Raw genomic sequence first — 22,402 nt, 5'->3', positions numbered from 1 at the left:
ACTAGAGGGAAGGAAGAGTTTTGTATCCGGGTATTTCGGGATGGCAGCCTCTTGCTGCTGAAGCAAGAGAAACCTTACTGCACACGTGAGTTTAGTAAGGTTAGTTTTCATTAGGTGAAACATATATTCCACCTAACAAAATTGGACATCTTCGTCGATATTAAGTCTAGTTACGTCGGCGCAAGCTTAGGCCAAGCAAACCAAGTGCTAATAAAGAAAATGTTGCTGGGGCTGGAACTGAAGCGGCTGATACTTGTGAGAAAGTGAGCGAGATATCTTCGGTAGTTACAATGCTGCTGCCGCTTGTTACCGAATTCGATAAGTTGCTTAAACCTGCTCTAAATGTTGCCCCTAAGTTATCTTCTGAATTTAAGTAAAGGGTAGAGTCGGTAACGAAAGGTAAATTGTTACTGATGCCAAATGACACAAATTCAAAAGCGGTGACCATTCCTGCTGTTACCGTCCAAGTATTTGTCGCGCTTGGGCTCAAGTACTCGCCAAGACCGAAGCCTGCTGTATTACTTAGTATTTCAACGCTACTCGCGGTGTTAGTCCCTTCGCTTAAACCTCGAACCACACCTGTAACAGAGCCACCCTGATTTAGTATATTTTCGAAGCTAAAATTAAAATCGAGTAACGTGGCTTGAGCACTACTAGCGACCATTATCAGGGTGAAAGCTGAGATAAAACGAGTAAATATTCTACGCATTGGAACGTCCTTTTATGTGGTAGAGGGTGTTTATTATCATCCATTGATAATATTGTTTTTAAATCGTGTAGTTAAAGCAATTACTATTCCATCCCTTTTAGTATCAAGTGTTTAAAAAGCTAGCGTGACTAGTTTGTAAAATTTACTGACAAAAGTAGTTCAGTTATTAATCGGCTCGTTCTACTTAAAGTGCTCTTATTTAGGCGAGAACACCTGACCTAGTTAGACTTTTACTAAAAGTTTCTCGACGGGTATCAAAAAATGAGTGCTACACCCATAATTACTTGAATGGTGATTGGGATAAATCAGGTCTAGGCAAAGAGGAAGCAAAAATACTTAGGCTGTTTAAAACGTTTTTGTTGGTAAATGCGTATAAATAGCAAAGCCTTAGCGAATATTGCGGGCAATAGAGGAGTAGCGTTAACTATGCATTATTTTCGAGCTGCGCATGAGCGTGGATCTGCAGACTTGGGATGGCTTAAAAGCCAACACAGCTTTTCATTTGCTAATTATCATGATCCTCAGCATATGGGATATTCAGTGCTACGGGTGATAAACCAGGATCAAGTCGCGCCTGGAAAAGGTTTTGATACTCACCAGCATCGCGATATGGAAATTATCTCTTACGTTACCAAAGGTGCGGTTGAGCATATCGATAGCATGGGTAATAAGTACCAGGTGCCAGCCGGAGACATTCAAGTGATGAGCGCAGGCACTGGTGTCAGTCATTCCGAATACAATGCCAGTAGCTCTGATGCCTTGGAGTTTCTACAGATTTGGATAAAGCCACAACACAATGGATTAGCCCCCCGTTATCAGCAGGCTACTATCCAGCAAGATTCAATGCTTACCGCGCTAGTGACACCAGACGGCCGCGATGGCTCATTGGTGATGCAGCAAGATGCAGCCCTTTATCGTTTAGTGCTAGCACCGAACCAATCTTTTGAGCTTGAAGTGATGAAAGCCTGTGGTTATTTGCAGGTAATAAGTGGCGCGGCAAATTTGCAGCAGCTTTCTGGTTCTGCCCACACAGTTCGACCTGGTGACGGAGTGGGGGTATCAGGAGAGCAAGCGTTAACTATTACGACCGAAAATTACCCTTTAGAAGCGCTTTGGTTTGATTTGCCGAGTGCATAAACACTCACTATGAATGAGTTTGCTAACGCTAGTTAGCATGACGATAGCAGTTCATTGCACATAAGTTTCCTCAAAATCTTGCTTATGGAGGTTTGTTAGCGCTCACATTTTTGATAGCTTGCTCACAGTTTTGACTCAAATCCGTACAATTTCCCTCACCCTCTAATGATGGATTGCATTTTAACTTGGGCTTTATCGCTCAACTGCTATGGTTCTGGCTGCATAAAAATCTAACAACAGCAAAATTACTGATATTTTTGAGAAGGTATTTGTGGGGGCGCTTATCGCGTTTTAGCAGGCTTTTACCGCTCATTGTTAACCACTATTTTGAGGATAAAGGAATGATCTTTAAACCTTACGGACTTGCTGTGTTGAGCGCTGCATTAATATCGCCACTAAGCTCAGCGGAAGTCTTACAAAAATTTGAGTTAGAAAATGGCAGCTTACTGCCAGGTTACTCAAGTGCCATCGATAGCCCATTTAATGGTATAGCGGCTTATGCTAATAACGACGGCGTAGAGGCTCAAGCTCAATTAAGCAATGTACCTGGTCAGTTTAGGCTCGACATTCGCGGGGCGAGTAGTGCTAATAGTGCCGCCGGTATTAGTGTGTATTTGGGCGATAAAAAACTGGGGTCTACCGAGTTTTCGGGTACGGCCGCATCGGTAAGTAGTATCAACTTCAAGTTAGATGCACAAGCCAGTTCATCAACCTTACAGTTTAAGCTAGAAAGCGATAACGGCAGCAACGACACCTATTTAGATTGGTTTGAACTGCACCGCGTTGGCGACATCGCGCCGCTTCCCGCTGCACCGGTTCTTCCCAATACTGGCGCTTATGAGAGCGGTATTTATCGTAACATGTTCCAAGAGCTCGGCTATTCTAAAGCCGAAGTGGATGCTAAAGTCCAAGCGGTTTACGACCAGTTATTCCACAGCACCGATACGACCAATCAAGCCATTTTTATCCCAGTAGGCAATGATATGGCCTATATCTGGGATGTCGGTAATAACGACGTGCGCAGTGAAGGAATGTCTTACGGCATGATGATGGCGGTACAAATGGGCCGTCAAGAAGACTTCAACAAATTATGGAAGTGGGCCCATACCTATTCACTCAATAAATCAGGCAATAACAAAGGTTACTTTGCCTGGAAAGTGAGTACTGCAGGTAATGTGCAAGATGCCAACCCTGCACCAGATGGTGAAGAATACTTTGCTACCGCGCTGTTTTTTGCCTCTAATCGCTGGGGCGATGGAAGCGGTATTTACAACTATCGTGAGCAAGCCAACCAAATCTTAAAAGATATGTACGGTAACGGCCAAACTCGCTACAACAACCAAGGTCAGCTAGAAGAGTTCAGTTTGTTTAGCCATGAAGACAAACAAATTGTATTTTCTCCTGCCACGCCAAGCGATAGAAATTGGACTGACCCTTCTTACCACTTGCCTGCGTTTTACGAGTTATGGGCACGTTGGGCAGATAACAACAACAGCTTTTGGGCTGACTTAGCGGTTACTAGCCGCGCGTTTCTAAAAACCACCGTGAATGCCGAAAATGGCTTGAGTCCTGATTATGCTTACTTTGATGGTCGCCCACATGGCGAGTTTCAAGCGCATAAAGTGACCTTCCAATACGATGCATGGCGTACCGTGGGTAATGCGGCCATGGACTTTGCTTGGTGGAACAATGACCCATGGCAAACCACCTATGTGAACAGCTTACAAACCTTCTTTAAAGGTGAAGGTATTGATTCCTACTCAAGCTTGTATGAATTAAACGGCACACCGTATCAAGACAACTCAGACCATTCACCGGGTTTGGTGGCAATGAATGCGATGGCGAGTTTGGCATCAGATAACCAACGCTCTTGGGAGTTTGTACAAGCGCTTTGGGATACGCCAGTACCAAGTGGTAAATGGCGTTATTACGACGGCACTCTTTATATGTTTGGTATGTTGGCACTGAGTGGCAATTACCAAATTATCTGCCCAGCAGGAGAGTGTGATGCGGTAACACCACCGCCAGTGGGTAACCGCCCACCAGTGGCTGTTAACGATAGCGCAAGCACCCAGCAGGATACGCCAGTAACGGTAGCGGTGCTAAACAATGATAGTGACCTAGACGGCGATAGCCTAAGCATTGCTAGCTTTACTCAGCCAAGTAATGGTGCAGTAAGCCAAGTGGGAGATACCTTAAGTTACACGCCTAATAGTGGATTTTTTGGCGAAGATAGCTTTAGTTATACCATCACTGATGGCGAAGAAACCGCTAGCGCTAATGTGACCATTACGGTGCAAGATTCTAGCGTAAATAACCCGCCAAGCGCGTGTTTTAGTGTTAGTAGTGAAGCCGCAATTGTTGGCGAAACCTTGAGTTTTGATGCTGCATGTTCTAGCGATGTAGACAATGACAGCTTAAGTTTTAGCTGGGACTTTGGCGACAGCAATGGCTCAACCGGTGCAACTGCTAGCCATAGTTACGCCAGCGCGGGAACTTACCAAGCAAGGTTAACGGTAACTGATGCTAATGGTGGCAGCGATACTTACACCTCTAGCATTACTGTGACAAGTGCAGGTAGTGGCGCAAATTGTAGCTATAGCATTGATAATGAGTGGAATAGTGGCTTTGTTGCCAGTATTACTATTGCTAACAATGGCAGCGCGGCAATTAATGGCTGGGAAGTGAACTGGGCTTATGCAAACGGCTCAACAGTGACCAACAGTTGGAATACCCAACTTGTTGGCACAGACGCCTACACCGCTAGCTCATTATCTTGGAATTCAACTATTCAACCGGGTCAAACGGTGAGTTTTGGAATGCAAGGCAATAAAGGCGTAGCGAATACGCCAGCAGAGTTAGTTATCGTTAATGGTACGGTGTGTAACTAACATAAAGCTGTAACAATCATGTTATGAAGTAAGGGTGGCTGCAGTCACCCTTATTATTTTTATTTAACACAATACCTCTTACAAATACCTTTCAAATCTTTTCTTTTAGAGTAAGGTTGCCAATTGTTAGCGTTAACATTTTGTTAATGCCGCTCACATTTCTGGGTGTTTTTTGTACGATCTTTCTTTTGTTGCTAACGATAGTTTTCATTTGCCCTTGGCGTATTTTTAGTCACTGCTAAAGTCTGTGCTGCATATAAAACAAATAATAGCTAGCTCTTCCAAATTAAGAGCTAAACAGCAGCTTAAGCCAAATATTATTTTGGCGGTTGCTCACTATGCAAGACACCATATATGAGGATAAAAGGAATGATCTTTAACAAAACAGTGCTAGCAGTGCTGAGCTTAGGGCTATTGTCGCCTATTTGCTCGGCCGAGCTATTGCAAAAATTTGAGCTAGAAAATGGCAGTTTATTGCCGGGCTACTCGGGCGCTGTTGACAGCCCCTTTAACGGCGTAGCCGCTTATGCCAATAACGATGGCGTAGAAGCGCAAGCCCAATTGAGTAACGTACCTGGGCAATTTCGCCTAGATATTCGCGGAGCTAGCAGTGCCAACAATGCTGCGGGTATTAGCGTGTATTTAGGTGGCAAAAAACTGGGTGCTACAGAGTTTTCAGGAACCAGTGCCTCAGTTAACAGCATTACCTTTAAGCTTGATAGCCAACCTGCTAACTCAACCTTACAATTTAAGCTTGAAACCGATAATGGCAGTAACGATACCTTTTTAGATTGGTACGAGTTACACCGAGTGGGTGATATAGCGGCACTTCCTGGTGCGCCAGCGCTACCAAGTGCCGGTGCCTACGACACTGGCGTGTATCGTAATATGTTCCAAGAATTAGGCTACTCTGCTGCCGAAGTAGATGCCAAAGTTCAAGCTGTTTACGACCAACTATTCCATAGTAGTGATACTGCCAATAAAGCCATTTTCATCCCAGTAGGCAACGATATGGCTTACATTTGGGACGTTGGTAATAACGATGTTCGTAGTGAAGGTATGTCTTACGGCATGATGATGGCCGTTCAAATGGGCCGCCAAGATGACTTCAACAAGTTGTGGAAGTGGGCGCATACTTATTCTCTGAACAAATCAGGTAATAACAAAGGGTACTTTGCTTGGAAGGTAAGCACTTCAGGCAATATTCAAGATGCTAACCCTGCGCCAGACGGCGAAGAGTATTTTGTTACGGCGTTATTTTTTGCCTCAAACTTATGGGGTGATGGCAATGGTATTTACAACTACCGCGAGCAAGCCAACCAAATCTTAAAAGATATGTATGGTAACGGCCAAACTCGCTATAACAACCAAGGCCAGTTAGAAGAATTCAGCTTGTTTAACCATGCGGAAAAACAAATTGTATTCTCTCCTGCCACGCCTACCGACAGAAACTGGACTGATCCGTCTTATCACTTGCCTGCTTTTTATGAGCTTTGGGCACGTTGGGCAGATAACAACAACAGTTTTTGGGCCGATTTAGCAGTGACAAGCCGCGCGTTCCTTAAAAAAACGGTGAATGCTTCTAATGGTTTAAGTCCTGATTACGCTTACTTTGATGGTCGCCCCCATGCTGATTTTCAACATTGGAAAGACACCTTCCAATACGACGCTTGGCGCACCGTAGGTAATGCCGCAATGGACTTTGCTTGGTGGCAGAATGACCCATGGCAAACCACTTATGTAAATGCCTTACAGAGCTTCTTCAAGAGTGAAGGCATAGACTCCTACTCAAGCTTGTATGAGCTAAATGGCACACCATACGAAAACAACTCGGATCATTCTCCTGGTTTAGTATCGATGAATGCCGTGGCGAGTTTAGCTTCAGATAATCAGCGTTCGTGGGAATTTGTTCAAGCGCTTTGGGATACCCCTGTACCAAGTGGTAAATACCGTTATTACGACGGTACTTTGTACATGTTTGGTTTCTTGGCATTAAGTGGTAACTACCGAATTATTTGTCCTGCGGGCGAATGTGACGTGGTGACGCCTCCACCTACTGGTGGCAATAATCCACCAAAAGCCAATAACGATAGTGCTTCAACCACCCAAGATACTGCAGTAAGTATTTCTGTATTGCAGAACGACAGTGATGCCGATGGTGACTCATTGTCACTGACTAGCTATACCCAAGCGGGTAACGGCAGTGTTAGCCAAGTTGGCAACGCACTAAGTTACACGCCTAATGGTGGTTTTGTTGGCAGCGACAGCTTTGGTTACACCATTAGTGATGGTCAAGCTAGTGCTAACGGCACGGTAACTGTTACGGTTAGTGCTAACGATGGTGGCGGTAACCCAACTAATCCACCGGTTGATGGTGAGTTGCTTGAACAGGCGCAGTTTGAAGATGGCGTTATTTCACCTTCTTATCGCCAGCCTATTACCTCGCCGTATGCAGGTGTAATTCTTTATGGAAACGCTGAATCGGTAACGGTAAACAGCAGTAATTTATCTGCTGGTGACTATAGCTTGGTGATTAACGGCTCTTCAAGTAACAACACTGCTGCGGGTATCAGCATTTACGCTGACGCGCAAAAAGTGGCTACGGCTACCTTTAGTGGTACTACTCGTACAGAGCAAACAGTTACCTTCAGCTTAGCCAGTAATGCTAGCGCGTTGAAGTTTGTATTGGAAAGCGATGTAGGCCAAAACGATACCTTGCTTGATTGGTACAAGCTGTACAGCGGTAGCAGCACCGGTGGTGATACTGGCGGCGGTAATCCTAGCACGCCAAGCGAAGTGCTAGTACAAGCTGAGGATTATACCCAGTTCTACGATACCACTAGTGGTAATGCGGGTGGCAGCCATCGGAGTGACGATGTTGATTTGCAAATGACTTCTGATGTAGATGGCGGTTACAACGTAGGTTGGACAGCAGCGGGCGAATGGTTAGAGTACAGCGTAGATTTAGCCGCTGGCACTTATACTGTTGATGTTCGAGTTGCTTCAAGCCCAGGTGGTGGCAGCTATAACCTAGAGTTAGCTGGTCAGCAAATTGTTGGTAATACCAGCGTAGGCGCAACGGGCGGGTGGCAAAACTGGCAAAGCCAAACTACCAATAACGTTGTGGTTAGCAGCGGCAGCCAAACACTGCGTGTTAATATTCTTCAAGGTGACTTTAACCTTAATTGGATTAAGTTTACTCCAGTGAATTAAGCCTTAACCTTAGGCTTTAGATGTTAAGCATGGCAGCTGTATTGCCATGCTTTTTTTACCATTTCATCATTGGCGCAGGGCTAAATGGTTTTTGTTTTATTCGCTGCCAAGTGCGTTTAAGTAACATTCTATGAAAGCCGTGATTAGGCAATGTTTGTTTAAGTTGCTTTATAAAATCCACCGGTACCCCGTGTTTTACAAGACCTAAAGAAAAATCCACTAAATCGGCCTGTCGAAAGTATTCCACCAATGGGTAACGAGGATCAGTAAATGCTCTCACTTTATGGTGCTGATCGATAATAAGTGCAATCTCTTCCGACCATTCGCCTAAGTTCTGTTGCTGTAAGTAGCGTTCAGCATGAATCAAAGAAGGTGGCAAATAATCCACCGTGTTATTGGTCCATATGCCAATATCATGAAAAGCGGCGGCAATAACTAGCTTTTGTGTTTGCTGCTGGTCTGGTTCAGCTAAGTAAAAGCAAATATTAAGCATTCGCAGAACATGGTTTTTGTAACCTAAATAATCGTCGCCAATTTGCTCTTTATAAGGCGCTAATATTTCGTCTAAAAGTGCTATCTCTGCGTACATGTTCATGGTTTGGCTCGCCGTGTTATTAGTTTGATTTAGTATAATGAGCAGAGCAGAGGATATCTTTAGTCATAAATGACAGTTTTATGGTTGTTTACGACAAAATGTCTCAGTGTGTTTAAAGCTGGAGCTAAGTCAAAACCCTCACTCATAAATCACCTGCTTTCACTTCATGGTCTACTATCATTAATAGCAAATGAGTCTTTTCTTTTTGCCTACTCGCAGATATCTAGGCTGTTTAATTTAGTGATAAAACATATACATTGGTGAACGATGCTATTTATGTGGACCCGCATTTTAGTGCTTAGGATTGCACTTACCTTGTTTGTTTTAGCGCTTGGTCAGGCAAGTGCAAACGAGCTCAATTTTAGTCAAGAAGAGCAGCAATGGATCGACCAGCAATCGGCTATTTCTGTGGTGGCCGATGTTAACTTTTACCCTTATGCCTTTGTTAATGATGCGGGCGAATATGACGGTATTTCACGTGACTACCTAAACGAAATTGCCAAGCTAAGCGGCTTAACCTTTAGCTACCAAATCGGCTTGCCGTGGTTGGAGATGTTGCAAGGCTTTAAGCAGCAGCGGTTTGACATTATTCCAATGATGTTCTTTGACCAAGAAAAAACCAGTTATGTAAATTTTTCTGAGCCCTACCTATTGCATACCGAGTATCTGTTTACGCAAAGCAATACGCCGGTGCTTGGCTCCTTGGACGAGTTATCGGGAAAAACTTTAGCGGTAGTAGAAGGTTTTGAGCAAACCGCTTGGTTAAAACAGCGTTACCCCACCATTACACTTAAATCTTATACCGAGTTGTCACATTGTTTGCGAGCGGTGGAGAAGGGGGAGGTTGACGCCACCATTGGCGAGCTGAGTTCTTCGCTATATCTAAAAAATAAACTGCGTTTAAACAAGATCAAAAAGAACATCGTGGTCACTGGGCGTAAAAACATCCCAATATCTCTAGGCTTAGCCAAGCAATCTCCTATTTTATTGTCTGTGATTAATAAAACCCTTAAATCTATAGATATAGAAACGCGCAATCGCATTTCAGGGCAATGGCTTAAGGACAGCTCATCGCAAAATATTATGAATGGCGCCTTTGGTTATGGGCGTGCTCCGTACATGTACGACCAAAGCTCGGAAGCAGGCCTAGAGTATGAAATAGTTCGGCGGGTGTTTTCTTCAATGGGTTACCAGTTAGGTAATATTGAACAGTTGCCTACCTTTCGTGGCGAAGAGATCCTCAATGAAGACCAAGCATTAGACTTTTCAGCGGGGGTGCTTGAAGAAGTTGAAGGGTTGTTTTATTCCGATGACATTGTGGTGTTTAACAATGTGGCAGTAAGCCGAGCTATCGATGAATTGGAACTGACTAGCCCCAGCCAGCTTAGCGAATATAGTGTAACGGGGTTTGATGGTTCAAAACGTTTGTATTCCTCGCAAATCAATCACTCACAAAAGCCGTCCTCTAGTTATCGAGAACATGTGGTTCAAGAACAGTCGTTAGCTGAGTTTTTTGCTGGAGAGGCCGATATTCTGGTGGCCGATGAAGCATTGGTTAAATGGGCGATTAGTTACGGTGAATCTACCAATGGCTTAGTGGTTGATTATCAATTTCACGATATTTTTGCCCAATCTGAAGTGGGCTATAAAGTAGCGTTTAGAGATGAGCGTATACGAGATTTTTTTAATCAAGCGCTTGGAGGGTTAAAGCAAAGCGACAGTTATTCGCAACTGGTTGAGCTTTACATGGCGTCTAGCTTCATCAACCAGATAAAGCGGGGTAATCTCATCGCCGATGTTGTTGCACCTTACATTTTTAATCACGATATTAAACAGCTAAGAAACATTCTTAGAGTGTTTTATAAAAACTCAAACATTCAAGGAGTGACCGTCAGTTCTGATTCACCGAATCAGGTCATCTTGCAGCTTCAAGAGCGAGACGGTGAATTACAAAGCGTAGATTTTATGCAGGTGAGTAATCTTAGCCGCCTATCAAAAGAGAGCTTTTTGGTACAAAACGGCAGCACCGATAAAGTGGGTAATATTACGTTTTATACCGAGACTAATACTCCTGAAGCTATTATCTCTGCCAGCGTGCCAGACTTAAGCCAATTCGCCATGTTAAGTGAATCTGAATTGGCTGATATGAGGTTGGCCTATGAACGGCATGGTTTATCTGGGCAACTGCTCAACTTAAGTGAAGCAGAGCAGCAATGGATACTTGAAAATCCATTGGTAAAAGTAGCGGTTGACCCAGCAGCGCTGCCATACGAAGCATTTGATAGTGACGGCCAGTACATTGGTATTGTTGCCGATTACCTACAGCTTATTTCTGCCAGTACTGGGATTGTGTTTGAACCGGTGAAGGTTGAATCTTGGGAGCAGTCGTTAGACTTGATTCATCAACGCGAAGTGTTGCTGGCTTCGGCTGCTTTTGGCAATACCCACTTAGAGTTGGATTACACCGCTACCTTACCTATAACCAAAAGTGAGGTGAGTTACGTAGGGCGTAAAGGTGGAAATTTAATTGATTCCTTCAACCAGTTAGAAGGGAAAACCATTGGCATAATTAAAGGCGCCTCACAAACCGACGAGATTGTGGAGCGCCACTTAGATGTAGATTGGATTTTTCCCAATAATACCGAGCAAGGCATTGAGTTGGTTGAGCAAGGTGAAATTGACGGCATGGTAGATACTGTGTTGGTGCTTAACTATATTATCCATCATCGTGGATACGCCAACTTATCGGTGGCAGGAGATTTTGACAAAAATGTCTCTTCTACCTTATATGTGCTTAAAACCCAGCCTTTATTACAGTCCATTGTGAGTAAAGCCATCGCTGCTGTCACTCAGCAGCAAAAAGACACTGTTGTATCTAAATGGGCGCCGCATAAAGTGGTTGAGAAAATCGACTATAGCTTGGTGTGGCAGGTGGGGTTAGGGGCGTTAGTATTAGTGGTACTAACGCTATTTTGGAACCGCCGATTAGCAACCCATATTAAGGCGCGCGAGCAGGCTGAGTTAAAACTACAAGCTCGCGAGCAGCTGTTGTTTGACATGCTCAACTCCGCACCTATCGGCGTGGCTATTGTTGCCAATGACCAAACCTTTTTCTCTAACAAGACCGCTCGCGACATGTTTGGCGTTGAAGCAGAAGATTTAGATAATTTTAATGTTGGCGATATCTACAATGACAAGTCTCAGCGAGAGGCTTGTTATGAACAGCTGAGTAAAGGCGAACCGGTGGTCAATCAGGAGATTGATTTTAAACGTACCGATGGTTCACGTTTTACTGGCTTAGCCAATTATCTCAATACCGAATTTAAAGAACACAAAGCGGTATTGTTTTGGTGTTACGACATAAGTGAACTTAAAGAGCTTAATACTCAGTTAACCCTCGCCATTGACCAAGCTGATCATGCAAATCGTGCTAAGTCTGACTTTTTAGCCAATATGAGCCACGAAATTCGTACGCCGATGAACGCCATTATTGGCATGACGCATCTTGCGCTAAATGCTGACTTGGACCGTAAAACGCGCAGTTACTTAAACAAAGTATCTCATGCTGCGGCTTCGTTACTGGGCATTATCAATGACATTCTCGATTTCTCAAAAATTGAAGCGGGCAAGTTGGATATGGAAAGCTTGGATATTTGTATTCAGGATATTCTGCAAAACCAACTGAATTTAATTGAGCTTAAAGCGCAAGAAAAGGGCATTGAAGTTGTCACTATGGTTGAACCCCAAGTGCCTAATAATTTGATGGGTGACCCGCTTCGCTTGGGGCAAATTTTTACCAACCTGGCCAGCAATGCGATTAAGTTCACCGATCAGGGTGAGATTGTATTTACAGTGAAATTACTGGAGCAAGCAAGCGACCAAGCCAAGTTGCAGTTTTCAGTAAAAGACAGTGGTATTGGTATTTCACCCGAGCAGCAACAAAAGCTGTTTCAATCTTTCACTCAGGCGGATACGTCTACCACCCGAGAATATGGCGGCACCGGATTAGGTTTAACCATTTGCAAGCGTTTGGTTGAGCTAATGGAAGGCGAAATATGGATAAATAGCGTGTTAGGCGAGGGCACCGAGTTTGTGTTTACCGCATGGTTTAAGCTCAACCATAGTCGCCCTAGTTTACGTAATGCCTTGGGTGCTAGCAGACTAGGCGATATGCAAATATTGGTGGTAGATGATAATGAAAGTGCCGCCGATATTATGGCTTCAATTGTTTCTTCTTTTGGCCCAGCAGTCAGCGTTGTGCACTCAGGAGCCGAAGCTCAACAGTTGGTCGCGAAGCAACCAGAGCTGTTTGATGTGGCGATTGTTGATTGGAATATGCCGGATATGGACGGAGTCGCAACTTGCGAAGCAATTCGCCAAGAAGCAGGTAGCCATCCTATTGGTTTCATTATTGTTTCAGCCTATGACCACGCTCGGTTCAAACAACAAAGTGAAAATGCCGGAGTCAGTGCCTATTTATCCAAACCGATTACCGCCTCTGAAGTGTTTAACGCCATTGCGCGAATTAGCGGACGAGACATTGAGTTATATACACCGGTTGCAAAACTCAGTGATAAGTTGAGTGACGCCAAGCGTAAACTACGTGGCGCCCATGTATTACTGGTTGAAGACAACGAGCTGAATCAAGACTTAGCCCTAGAGCTACTTAACAGTATTGATGTGAGTTGTGACTTAGCGGAAAACGGCCAAATAGCGATAGATAAACTGCGTGTTAATCGCTACGACGGGGTATTGATGGATATTCAAATGCCAGTAATGGATGGTTACTCTGCGACTCAAAAGATCCGCGAATTTGATTTGGAAATAGTGGTGATTGCCATGACCGCCAACGCCATGAGTGGTGATCGAGAAAAAGTGATTAGCGCTGGTATGAATGATTACATTAGTAAACCGATTGATGTAGAAACCATGATCACTACTATGGCTCAGTGGATTCAAGCGTCTGGTATTAAAGGGGCAAGTGCTTCCGGCGATCAGCTAGTAACCAGTGACATGCCGGTAGTCCAAAGCCTGAACCCTGAACTGATTAATCAAGTCGCTGGGCTAGCTACCTGTAATGGCAATAGCGGTTTATATTTGAAGCTGCTAACAAAATTTAGCATTAGTCAGCAGCAATTTGTCGAAGAGTTTGAAGTAGCCGTTGGCGAGTTAGATTGGGAGCTCGCCACTCGACTTGTTCATACCTTAAAGGGGAACTCTGGGAATATTGGTGCTTTGGCCTTACAAGATGCAGCCGCAGAGTTGGAAGCGGTCGCTAACTCGATTAAGCAAGGTGAGCTAGGGGATAGTTTTGAAAACAGCGTTGAGCGCATTCAAACATTGCTTGCTAACCTTGCTACCCAATTGCATTTGGCTTTGGGGGAGATAGCTCTATTGTTGCCTAACGCAAACCGCCCTTCAGCCACTGAAGATAGCGCATTGTTCGATAAAAATATCGCACAACTTAAATCTGAGTTTGCTCAGCTCAGTTTTCAGTTAGAAGAGTGCGACGCCGATGCGGTTGAGCGGATTGATGAATTGGTAGAGTTAGCGTTCCCCGAACAGATAAAAAAACAGTTAGTGAGTATTAATCGAGCGGCGGCTGAATATGACTTTGAAGAGGCTGCCGTTAAGTTAGCGGCTCTGCAACAGAGTTTGAGTTGATTTACATCACCTTAACAACACATAGTGCAGCAAGATTACTCTGAATCACCTAGTGTAGATGAAGTGTGTTTTTTCAGAATAAGTAAGGAAAACTTTATGAACAAACATTTTGTTATTGCTACGGTATGTAGTTTTAGCTTGCTTACTAGTGCGTCACTTGCGGCATTTCCCAAGTCAAAAGTGAGCGAGTCTCAGCATTTATTTGCCCAATCTATTATTTACCATTCTTTGAGTGGGTTTTGTACCAATGTGGCGGGGAATAAGAGCTTGAGTTCTGATTATCAAAAGTGGCGAGTAAGTTATCAAGATAGTATTAAACAAGGCCGTATCGAAGTTGCCGACCTTGCTGCCACCATGGATAAAACCATGGACTCAGTTGTGTCTGATTTAGTGCATGTTGCCGAGCAAGAGTGGGGACAAATGGATAGTTCTCAACGCCAGCAAAAATGTCAAGACTTGCAGGCTTTTCTTAACCAAACAAAGCCAGATAAACCTGCAACATATTAGATAGAAGCCAGTTGGTAATGAGGCCGTATTTTGCTGCGCTGGATATGCTGTTCCACATCTAAACCGCGTAAGAACCCATGCTGAGTGACAAGTACACTCTTAAATCCCATCGCGTTGCCACCAAGTATGTCGGTGTGCAAGGTATCACCAATCATCGCAATGCGCTGTGGTGCAACATCTCCAAATTGGTGTTTAATTCGACTCAGTGCTTCTTCAAAAATCGGCGCGTAGGGTTTACCAAAGCAACGTACCTGAGGATAGATCTCATCCGGTAGGGTTAAGGTGTAACTACCTGGCTCTTGAGATACCCCATTTTCTAGCGGTGCGATCAGGTCTGAATTTCCTACCCAAACTGTGCGTGGCTTGTTTTTTAGCTCTTCAATAAAGCGCTGATGACGCTCTGCATTCCAAGCTTGGCCGCTTAAAAACAAAAACTCGTCCGCTTGCCAAAAGTTATCGTCTTCTGGGTAAACACAAGGGCGCTGGGTATCTAAACGAAACTCAGGCAGTGTTATAACACCTAAGCTTGTTGAGCTCTGTAAGTCCATGTACTGCAATAGCACTTCACGGCTATTTACAATTTCTTGGTCACTAAAGTCAAAACCCAAGCCGACAAATTTATCGAACAATTGCTGTTTGTTTTGAGTGGCAGCATTGGTTACTACCATCACTTTCTTGCCAGCGCTTCGCAGTTTAGCTATTTGCTCTTTAGCCCCTTCAATGGCGGTTCCACCCACATTTAGCACGCCGTAAGCATCAAACAAAAATACATCAATATCGTCGACTAAATCGGTAATGCTATTGAGTTGTTGGGTATGAGAAACAGGAACACTTTCAGGCAGTCGCTCTGGCATCGCAAGATAGGCCGAAAATGCCTCTGACGGGCTGTAAAACATGGTGATTAACCTCAGCAAAAATTAGAGCGTTACTGTGGCAGGTTTTGATTGAAAATAAAATACAAAACAATTGATGTATCAAAAGAGTAGTAGTCGCCAAATAGGTGAGTCTAGCGGCCGCTGCCAATTCATCTTTAAGAAGAATGCAGGGCTTCTATTTGGCGTATAGCGCGCCATAAGATTAAAGTTAGGGCTATTTAAGGCAATCTTTGCTTGGTTTGTTGCTGATAAACATTACACTCTAGCTTTTAGTTATTAACTTGAGTTGTTATGCCATATCTTTTGTCTATTACCCTGTTGTGGGCTTTTTCTTTTAGTTTGATTGGCGTGTACTTAGCGGGGCAAGTCGACGCTTGGTTTTCGGTTCTAATGCGAGTGGGCTTGGCGACCTTAGTCTTTTTACCCTTTCTTAAACCCTCGCAAGTTAGCACTTCCTTGGCACTAAAATTGATGCTGATTGGAGCTATCCAATTAGGTTGTATGTACGGGTTTTACTATCAGTCATTTTTGTATTTGTCGGTACCGGAAGTGTTGTTATTTACTGTTATGACGCCGATTTACGTTACTTTAGTCAACGATGCCTTTGAGCGCCGCTTTAACTCTCAGTTCTTATTAAGTGCTTTTATTGCCACCCTAGGTGCAGTGGCGATTCGTTATGAAGGCATAGACCAAGGTTTTGTCACTGGTTTCTTATTGGTTCAAGGAGCCAATCTGTGTTTTGCTACCGGCCAAGTGGCCTACAAACGTTTAATGGCTAGGCAATCTCAGCAGCTTGCGCAACAAACCGTGTTTGCTTGGTTCTTTATTGGAGCCTTGATTGTGGCCATAATCGCTTTTGCTATGTTGGGGAATACCAATAAGTTACCCACGACTCATATTCAGTGGGGTGTACTTGTTTACCTTGGCACTATAGCTTCTGGCGTAGGTTATTTTGCTTGGAACAAAGGCGCCACCTTGGTGAATATTGGCGCTTTAGCAGTGGCGAACAACTTGCTCATCCCCGCAGGAATAGCAGTAAACTTGCTGATTTGGAATCATGATGCCGACGTATTGCGATTAAGTATTGGCGCCGCAATTATCATTGCGGCCTTAGCGTTAAACGAGCGGATGGCCAAGCGCAAAAGAATTAATTAGCCGCCAGCGTTATTTGAGGGAGCAGCTAATGGCTCAACTTGGCTTGCTCCCAGAGCTTTCTAAAACCATTTTGCTGGCGACGGTCAATAAATTTAAGTAAGAAAAACTGTTCTTGAAAGAAGTTCGGATTATTCAGTTGATAGCGCTCTATTTCTTGTGAGCTTAGCGCAGAATCAAACTGAGAAATTACCGGAAAACTACTCAGCTTTTGGGCATATTCACGTTGTAGCTCTTCACTAATCGTAAAGTTTATCCACTCTTCGGCAATCTGTTTTTTTAAGGGGCTATCTTTTAATGAATAGCCTATCGCCCAGTGGTCAACCCACGCTGTTTGCCCTTCTTTAGGAGTGGCAAATGTCCACTTCTCACCTTGTTTTTCTAACTCCGAAAAAGCAAAGCCAAAAGAGGTAGCTAAAGACAAGCCTTTTAAGTCTTCTGCTGTGTCTATTCCTCCCCATAGTTTATTAGCGTTTCCTGCCAGCTCAGACAATTTGGCTATGAACTGTTTGTCTTTACTGAATGCTTCATAGTCTTGTAGTTGGGATGCAGGGTACCCTAAAGCGAGTGCAGTGAGGTATATGTTAACCTCATAAAACACTTCACTGACGGTGTATTGGTTTGTGTATTGGGGATCCCATAATACATTCCATGAAGTGGGAGGAATCGTCACTTTTTCGGTGTTATATGCCAAACCATAGGGGCCATAAACTAAAGGCACCGCAAAGGTTTGCTGCTGATGAAGAACGTATTCCTCTAACACCAAATGAGGGTTTAAACGTTGGTAGTTAGGGATATTGTTTAAGTTTATTGGCAGTAACAAGCCAAACTGAACCATCGGCCAAGTGGTTGATTTTGGGATGTTGTGAGTGGGGCTAATAATATCAGCCTTTTTCGCTCGAATAACCTCAAACCATTGCTTGTCTTCAACGGCATACTCAACATTTATTGTTAGTTTTTGTTTATATTTATCAGCAATATATTGTTCAAACTGTTTTACCCGATCGGCTGGCGCATAGCCTTCCCAGCAGAGGATATTAAGTTCTATGTCTGCCCAACTAGGTAATGACACCAAACTGCAAAGCAATGCGATAAAAGCGATGGGTTTATGAAACATTAGAACCTACTTTTTAGTGGCATCTCATTGCTAGCATGCGGTTTAAATTAATAACAATTAAAGCTTCTGTTGGATTAATTGCTTCACTTGCTCTAGGGCTTCATCAAAATAATAGTCGTTAATAGCATCCTGAACCTGAATGATTTTCTCTTTTAGAGACGCCTCTAGAGGGGAGCTGACGATCGTCTCGATAAGCTCGGAAGCTTCTGAGTCATAGCTTTCTAGTAAGCGCTGTAAGTCTAGTAGTTGCTGCTTACTTACGCTGGCGTTTTGTTGGTCACTCGGTGCTTGATTAAGCTCTTGATTCTGTAAGCCACTTAAGCTGGTTATCACTTCTGCTAGATGCTGTTCTACCGTATTAAGCAGAGACTTAATCGCAGGATCCTGTTGGTTATTTTTGGTGGCTAACTCAAGTTGTTTGGTCGCATCAGCTAGGGCTTCTGCGCCAATGGTGGCCGATACGCCATACAAGGTGTGGGCTAAACGCTCGGCAAGCCCTTCTTCATCGGATTGTAATGCCGTCGTATATCGATCCACAAAGTCGTGTTGGGTGTGGCTAAACTTATTCAGAATTTTTCGATACAGCTTTAGGTTATTCTGAGTTGTAGCCAAACCTTGTTCGGTATTTATGCCACTTAGCGGGGGCAAACTTGGTTCTGGTTGGCTGGATAAGTTTTTGGGGGAATCATTTATTGTTACAGCCCCGGCCGGCTTTATAAACTCAGCCATTGTTACAAACATGGCTGTCACATCGATAGGTTTGGATATATGCGCATTCATGCCTGAATCTAATGTCTTTTTAATGTCGCTAGCAAGGGCGTTTGCGGTCATAGCAATGATAGGCAAATTAGCGTATTGGGATTGTTTTCTGATTTCTCTGGTGGCGGTATATCCATCCATAACTGGCATGTGACAGTCCATTAATACCCCGTCGACACTAAGCTCTTTCAACCGTTCTAAGGCTTCTTGACCATCATTAGCCAGGCTGACTTTTATTTGTTTTGCTTCGAGCAAGCTAATCGCAATTTCTTGGTTTATTTCGTTATCTTCTACCAATAGAACATGAGCGCCTTGCAACGCGGCAACTGCGTCTATGAGATGCTGCTGTTCTTCTTTTGAGTTGCGTACTGAGCTGGTGGGCTGAGTATAGCCATTTACGACTTTTTCAATGGCGTTAAGTAGGCTGGTACGGGTGACTGGTTTGGTTAAGAATCCAGAGAGTATCGCGCCTGCATTGTCAGCAGAGTGCTGAGCTTCAATGCGGTCATAGGCGCTTACCATGGTGACAGCGGGTAGGTTTAATAACCGTTGCTGCTGCATTTTGCTGATGGTTTCAATCCCATCAAGTTGAGGCATTTTCCAATCCATTAGGACTAAATCAAAGGGGTGCTTTTGGTCACTGCGTATAATAATGTCTAAACACTCTTCACCAGATTTAGCTCGTTCTACTTGGCAGCCTAATTGGTTTAATTCGGCACTTAATATCTCTCTCGAATTGGCATTGTCATCTACCACTAATATGCGCAAAGAGGAGAAATCGATATCACTTTGTACTGCTAAGCTGTGTTCGTCCTCTGCAGGCTCAAACCAGGCCGTAAAGAAAAAGGTGCTGCCTTGGTCCAACTCACTTTCTACCCAAATCTCACCCTCCATTAAGTGAGTGAGTTTTTGAGATATCACTAAACCTAAGCCAGTGCCGCCGTATTTTCGGGTTGTGGAGTCGTCTGCTTGAGTGAAGGACTGGAATAGCTTTTTTTGCTGCTCAGGGCTCATTCCTATGCCTGTGTCTTTTATTGCAAACAGTAATTTATAGCGCTGGTTTTGTTGTTCCTGCAAGGTAACGTCTACTAATACTTCACCACCACTAGTGGTAAATTTCAGGGCATTGTTAACCAAGTTAATGAGTATTTGCTGAAGGCGTAAGGCATCGCCTCTTAGGTAACTTGGCACTTCTGAATGAAGTTGAAATAGCAGCTCAATTTGATTGTCTTGGGCTTTTAAGGTGGCCACATTAGCGAGTTGATCAAACACGTTTTCTAAGGAAAAATCGGCCAGCTCTAAGTCCATTTTGCCGGCTTCAATTTTGGAAAAATCAAGGATGTCGTTGATGATACGCAATAGGTTTTCGCCAGATAACTGAATTTTTTCTACGTAATTTCGCTGTGTTTCGCTGAGTTCAGTTTCCAAGGTGAGGTGCGACATGCCAATAATGCCGTTCATTGGCGTGCGGATTTCGTGAGACATTTTTGCTAAGAAGTCAGACTTGGCTAAGCTGCCTTCTTCGGCGCGTAGCTTGGCTTCATTTAATTGCTCGGTACGGTCGGCCACTTGGTTTTCTAGCGCTTTATTAAAGCCGACTTCAACGAGCAATAAACGTTCTTGCTCAGAGAGGGCTCTTGATAACTCGCGCTCTGATTTTCGAACCCTATCGTAGGTATCCGCCAGCTCCAAACTGGTTCGGTTTATCGCATCGGTCGTTTCGCTAACTTCGTTTTTCTGGGCTTGTTGTTGGGGTGATAACGCTAAGGGTTGCAGTGGTTTGTCAAAGCTTAGGTTGTCAAAAAAAGAGGTCATTTTGTTCAAGGGCAGGGTAACCATTCTATGAACAAGTAACACGATAAGTAACGACACAATGATAATCGCAAGGCCGTTATAGAGCAAAACAGACAAGGCTTTTTCTGCTAGTCGCTTATATAAAGAATTTAAGTCAGATTGAATAGTAAGTTGGCCCAGTAAAGTCGTTGTTTCATGGTCAACTTTATGGGTGATTTCTATGCTGCTTTCAATGGCTTGGTTACTTGTTACCGGTTTACCTAGTTCCCATTGCTGATCAACGCTGGTGACCAATTTTACGTAGCTGATATCAGGGTGGTCAAGGGTACTATTTAATTGCAGTTCAATGCTCTCGGTAACGAGATACCACATGGCATTTTGAAGGGCGTTTAAGTCAGAATTAATAATTCGACTGTGCTCTTGATCAATGTCATCAAGTGCTTTTCTGTAGTCTATGAAGATGTCTAACATGCTCACCATAATAGTGACAAAGGCACTGATTAATATGATGCGTGTAGAGAGTTGTCGGTTAAGACGACTACGGTAAAACTCTCGAATTGGGCTCATCAATTACTCCTGTATTTGAGCGAACCGCATGTTGCAAAAGTGTGTCATTAGGTTGGTAAAGTGTTGCGAGCTGATAGTTTACTCCGCAAGCCGTGGTCAGTCCACAAGGTATTTTTGAGCTTTACGTTCAGCGAGTTGTTTGTATATCTTAGTGGAGTGTAAGCCTACCATTATTACCAATATTAAAGGTGGGTTGATTGAATTAGATGGTATTCGTTCATCAAGAGTGCTTTAACAGCGTGTATTGGTGAATTTTCCTTTATAATCGACATCCGTATTTGTGGTGATTAAGGTTTCAGGATCTACGTATGAAAGAAATACAGCAAAATAACCCCTTGCATGGCCTCAAGCTTGAAGTGCTGTTGGATGAAATAGTTGAACACTATGGCTGGGAAACACTGGCCTATGCCATGAATATGAACTGTTTTAAAAACAATCCTACCCCTCAGTCTTGCCTTAAGTTTTTACGTAAAACCACTTGGGCGAGAGAGAAAGTTGAAGCGTTTTATATGTACCGCTTTAAACATCTTCCGCGGCCAGATGACAAGCAATATGCTTTACCTCCGCGTGACCGCTTAGTGCCCTTAGACCAAAAGCCTCGTGCTCCAGTAGTGATTGATATTACTGCAGAGAAGCAGGTGCAAAACAAGCCGAAACCTAAACCTAAGAGAAGTTTTAAAGCCAAACCTAAAGCAACATGGCCTAAGCCACAAGAGAGCGATGTTCAAGAAGAGGGCAAACCGCTAAACCCTTGGGCAGATTCACCTAAGTAAACTGCCTTATCAGCAGTAGGAAAATAGAAAATATCGAGTACAATTCTCGGTAATTGTTAGCCTTGTAGTGTTAATGGTATGCAAGGCGCTTAGTGTTTATTTCGGTTCTAGTTATGTCTCAAGATACAGTTAAAATTGGTTTGGTTAACCCCAAAAGCCCCAGTAATGTTGGTTCAGTAATGCGTGCAGCAGGTTGTTTTGGCGCGTCTGAGGTGTTTTATACAGGGCAGCGCTACGCCCGTGCCGCGCGTTTTAATACCGATACCAAAAACCAAAGTTTGAATATTCCACTAAGCGGAGTTGATGACCTTGCAGAGCAAGCCACAGGACTAAAAATAGTCTGTATTGAATTGGCTGAAGGGGCAACAGCCCTGCCAGACTTTACTCATCCTGAGCAGGCTTTATATATCTTTGGCCCCGAAGACGGCTCTATTAGCCAAGAGCTGGTGGATAAAGCTGATGACGTGGTGTACATCCCCACTCGAGGTTGTTTGAATTTGGCGGCAACCGTGAATGTGGTGCTCTACGATCGGCTTGCTAAATCTGATGTGTCTAAGGGGGGAGATGAGTTAATTCGTCAAAGCCGCGATGTTAATAACCGCTTAAAAGCCAATTAGTTGATTAGGGGCGTTTAACCGCCCCACCATCA

At 43.8% G+C, this 22,402-nt stretch carries 13 protein-coding genes; 8 read left to right on the top strand and 5 right to left on the bottom strand.

The features are described 5' to 3' along the window. Positions 1-166 precede the first annotated feature (166 nt). Complete coding sequence (locus tag Q4549_RS03455) at positions 167-709, bottom strand: PEP-CTERM sorting domain-containing protein (protein ID WP_303549445.1); 543 nt, start codon at positions 707-709, stop codon at positions 167-169. A 426-nt stretch (positions 710-1,135) separates the two neighbouring features. Here Q4549_RS03455 and Q4549_RS03450 point away from each other — a divergent pair, with 426 nt between their 5' ends. From Q4549_RS03450 to Q4549_RS03440, 3 genes are all read left to right on the top strand, one after another. Beyond that, positions 1,136-1,846: a pirin family protein gene (locus Q4549_RS03450; protein WP_303549448.1), complete on the top strand. Its 711-nt coding sequence runs from the start codon at positions 1,136-1,138 to the stop codon at positions 1,844-1,846. Positions 1,847-2,187: 341 nt separating this feature from the next. Beyond that, positions 2,188-4,737, top strand: coding sequence for a glycosyl hydrolase family 8 (locus Q4549_RS03445; RefSeq protein ID WP_303549450.1), 2,550 nt, complete (start codon positions 2,188-2,190; stop codon positions 4,735-4,737). 369 nt (positions 4,738-5,106) lie between these two features. Next, on the top strand, positions 5,107-7,950 hold the full coding sequence (locus Q4549_RS03440) for a glycosyl hydrolase family 8 (protein WP_303549453.1): 2,844 nt from the start codon (positions 5,107-5,109) through the stop codon (positions 7,948-7,950). Between the two features lie 55 nt (positions 7,951-8,005). On the opposite strand, the gene Q4549_RS03435 is transcribed toward Q4549_RS03440, so the two are convergent. Then, positions 8,006-8,545, bottom strand: a complete 540-nt coding sequence (locus tag Q4549_RS03435; RefSeq protein ID WP_303549456.1) for an HD domain-containing protein — start codon at positions 8,543-8,545, stop codon at positions 8,006-8,008. A gap of 276 nt (positions 8,546-8,821) precedes the next feature. On the opposite strand from Q4549_RS03435, the gene Q4549_RS03430 reads away from it, so the two are divergent. Then, complete coding sequence (locus Q4549_RS03430; protein ID WP_303549458.1) at positions 8,822-14,209, top strand: transporter substrate-binding domain-containing protein; 5,388 nt, start codon at positions 8,822-8,824, stop codon at positions 14,207-14,209. 96 nt (positions 14,210-14,305) lie between these two features. Continuing rightward, positions 14,306-14,716 carry a hypothetical protein gene (locus tag Q4549_RS03425; protein WP_303549461.1) on the top strand — a complete coding sequence of 137 codons (411 nt, stop codon included), beginning with the start codon at positions 14,306-14,308 and terminating at the stop codon, positions 14,714-14,716. Here Q4549_RS03425 and Q4549_RS03420 read toward each other — a convergent pair. Then, entirely contained in the window at positions 14,713-15,612 is a 900-nt protein-coding gene (locus tag Q4549_RS03420; protein WP_303549464.1) for an HAD-IIA family hydrolase, read from the bottom strand. The genes Q4549_RS03425 and Q4549_RS03420 overlap by 4 nt on opposite strands. Before the next feature lie 270 nt (positions 15,613-15,882). On the opposite strand from Q4549_RS03420, the gene Q4549_RS03415 reads away from it, so the two are divergent. Further along, positions 15,883-16,746 (top strand): DMT family transporter, encoded by an 864-nt coding sequence (locus Q4549_RS03415; protein ID WP_303549467.1) that lies wholly within the window; start codon positions 15,883-15,885, stop codon positions 16,744-16,746. A 25-nt stretch (positions 16,747-16,771) separates the two neighbouring features. Here the strand turns inward: Q4549_RS03415 and Q4549_RS03410 are convergent, their stop codons facing one another. Both Q4549_RS03410 and Q4549_RS03405 read right to left on the bottom strand, forming a co-directional pair. Next, positions 16,772-17,860 (bottom strand): PotD/PotF family extracellular solute-binding protein, encoded by a 1,089-nt coding sequence (locus Q4549_RS03410; protein WP_303549470.1) that lies wholly within the window; start codon positions 17,858-17,860, stop codon positions 16,772-16,774. Between the two features lie 57 nt (positions 17,861-17,917). Continuing rightward, the gene (locus Q4549_RS03405) at positions 17,918-20,980 is read right to left on the bottom strand and encodes a response regulator (RefSeq protein WP_303549473.1); all 3,063 of its coding nucleotides are present in this window, start codon (positions 20,978-20,980) and stop codon (positions 17,918-17,920) included. A 308-nt stretch (positions 20,981-21,288) separates the two neighbouring features. On the opposite strand from Q4549_RS03405, the gene Q4549_RS03400 reads away from it, so the two are divergent. Further along, on the top strand, positions 21,289-21,753 hold the full coding sequence (locus tag Q4549_RS03400) for a VF530 family DNA-binding protein (RefSeq protein WP_303549476.1): 465 nt from the start codon (positions 21,289-21,291) through the stop codon (positions 21,751-21,753). 113 nt (positions 21,754-21,866) lie between these two features. Next, positions 21,867-22,370: an RNA methyltransferase gene (locus Q4549_RS03395; RefSeq protein ID WP_303549479.1), complete on the top strand. Its 504-nt coding sequence runs from the start codon at positions 21,867-21,869 to the stop codon at positions 22,368-22,370. Positions 22,371-22,402: the final 32 nt, after the last annotated feature.

Origin of the sequence: Agarivorans sp. 2_MG-2023 (assembly GCF_030548085.1) — a bacterium.
GTDB lineage: Bacteria > Pseudomonadota > Gammaproteobacteria > Enterobacterales > Celerinatantimonadaceae > Agarivorans.
Note: the sequence above shows the minus strand (reverse complement) of the source record. Positions and strands in the feature narration are given on the sequence as shown.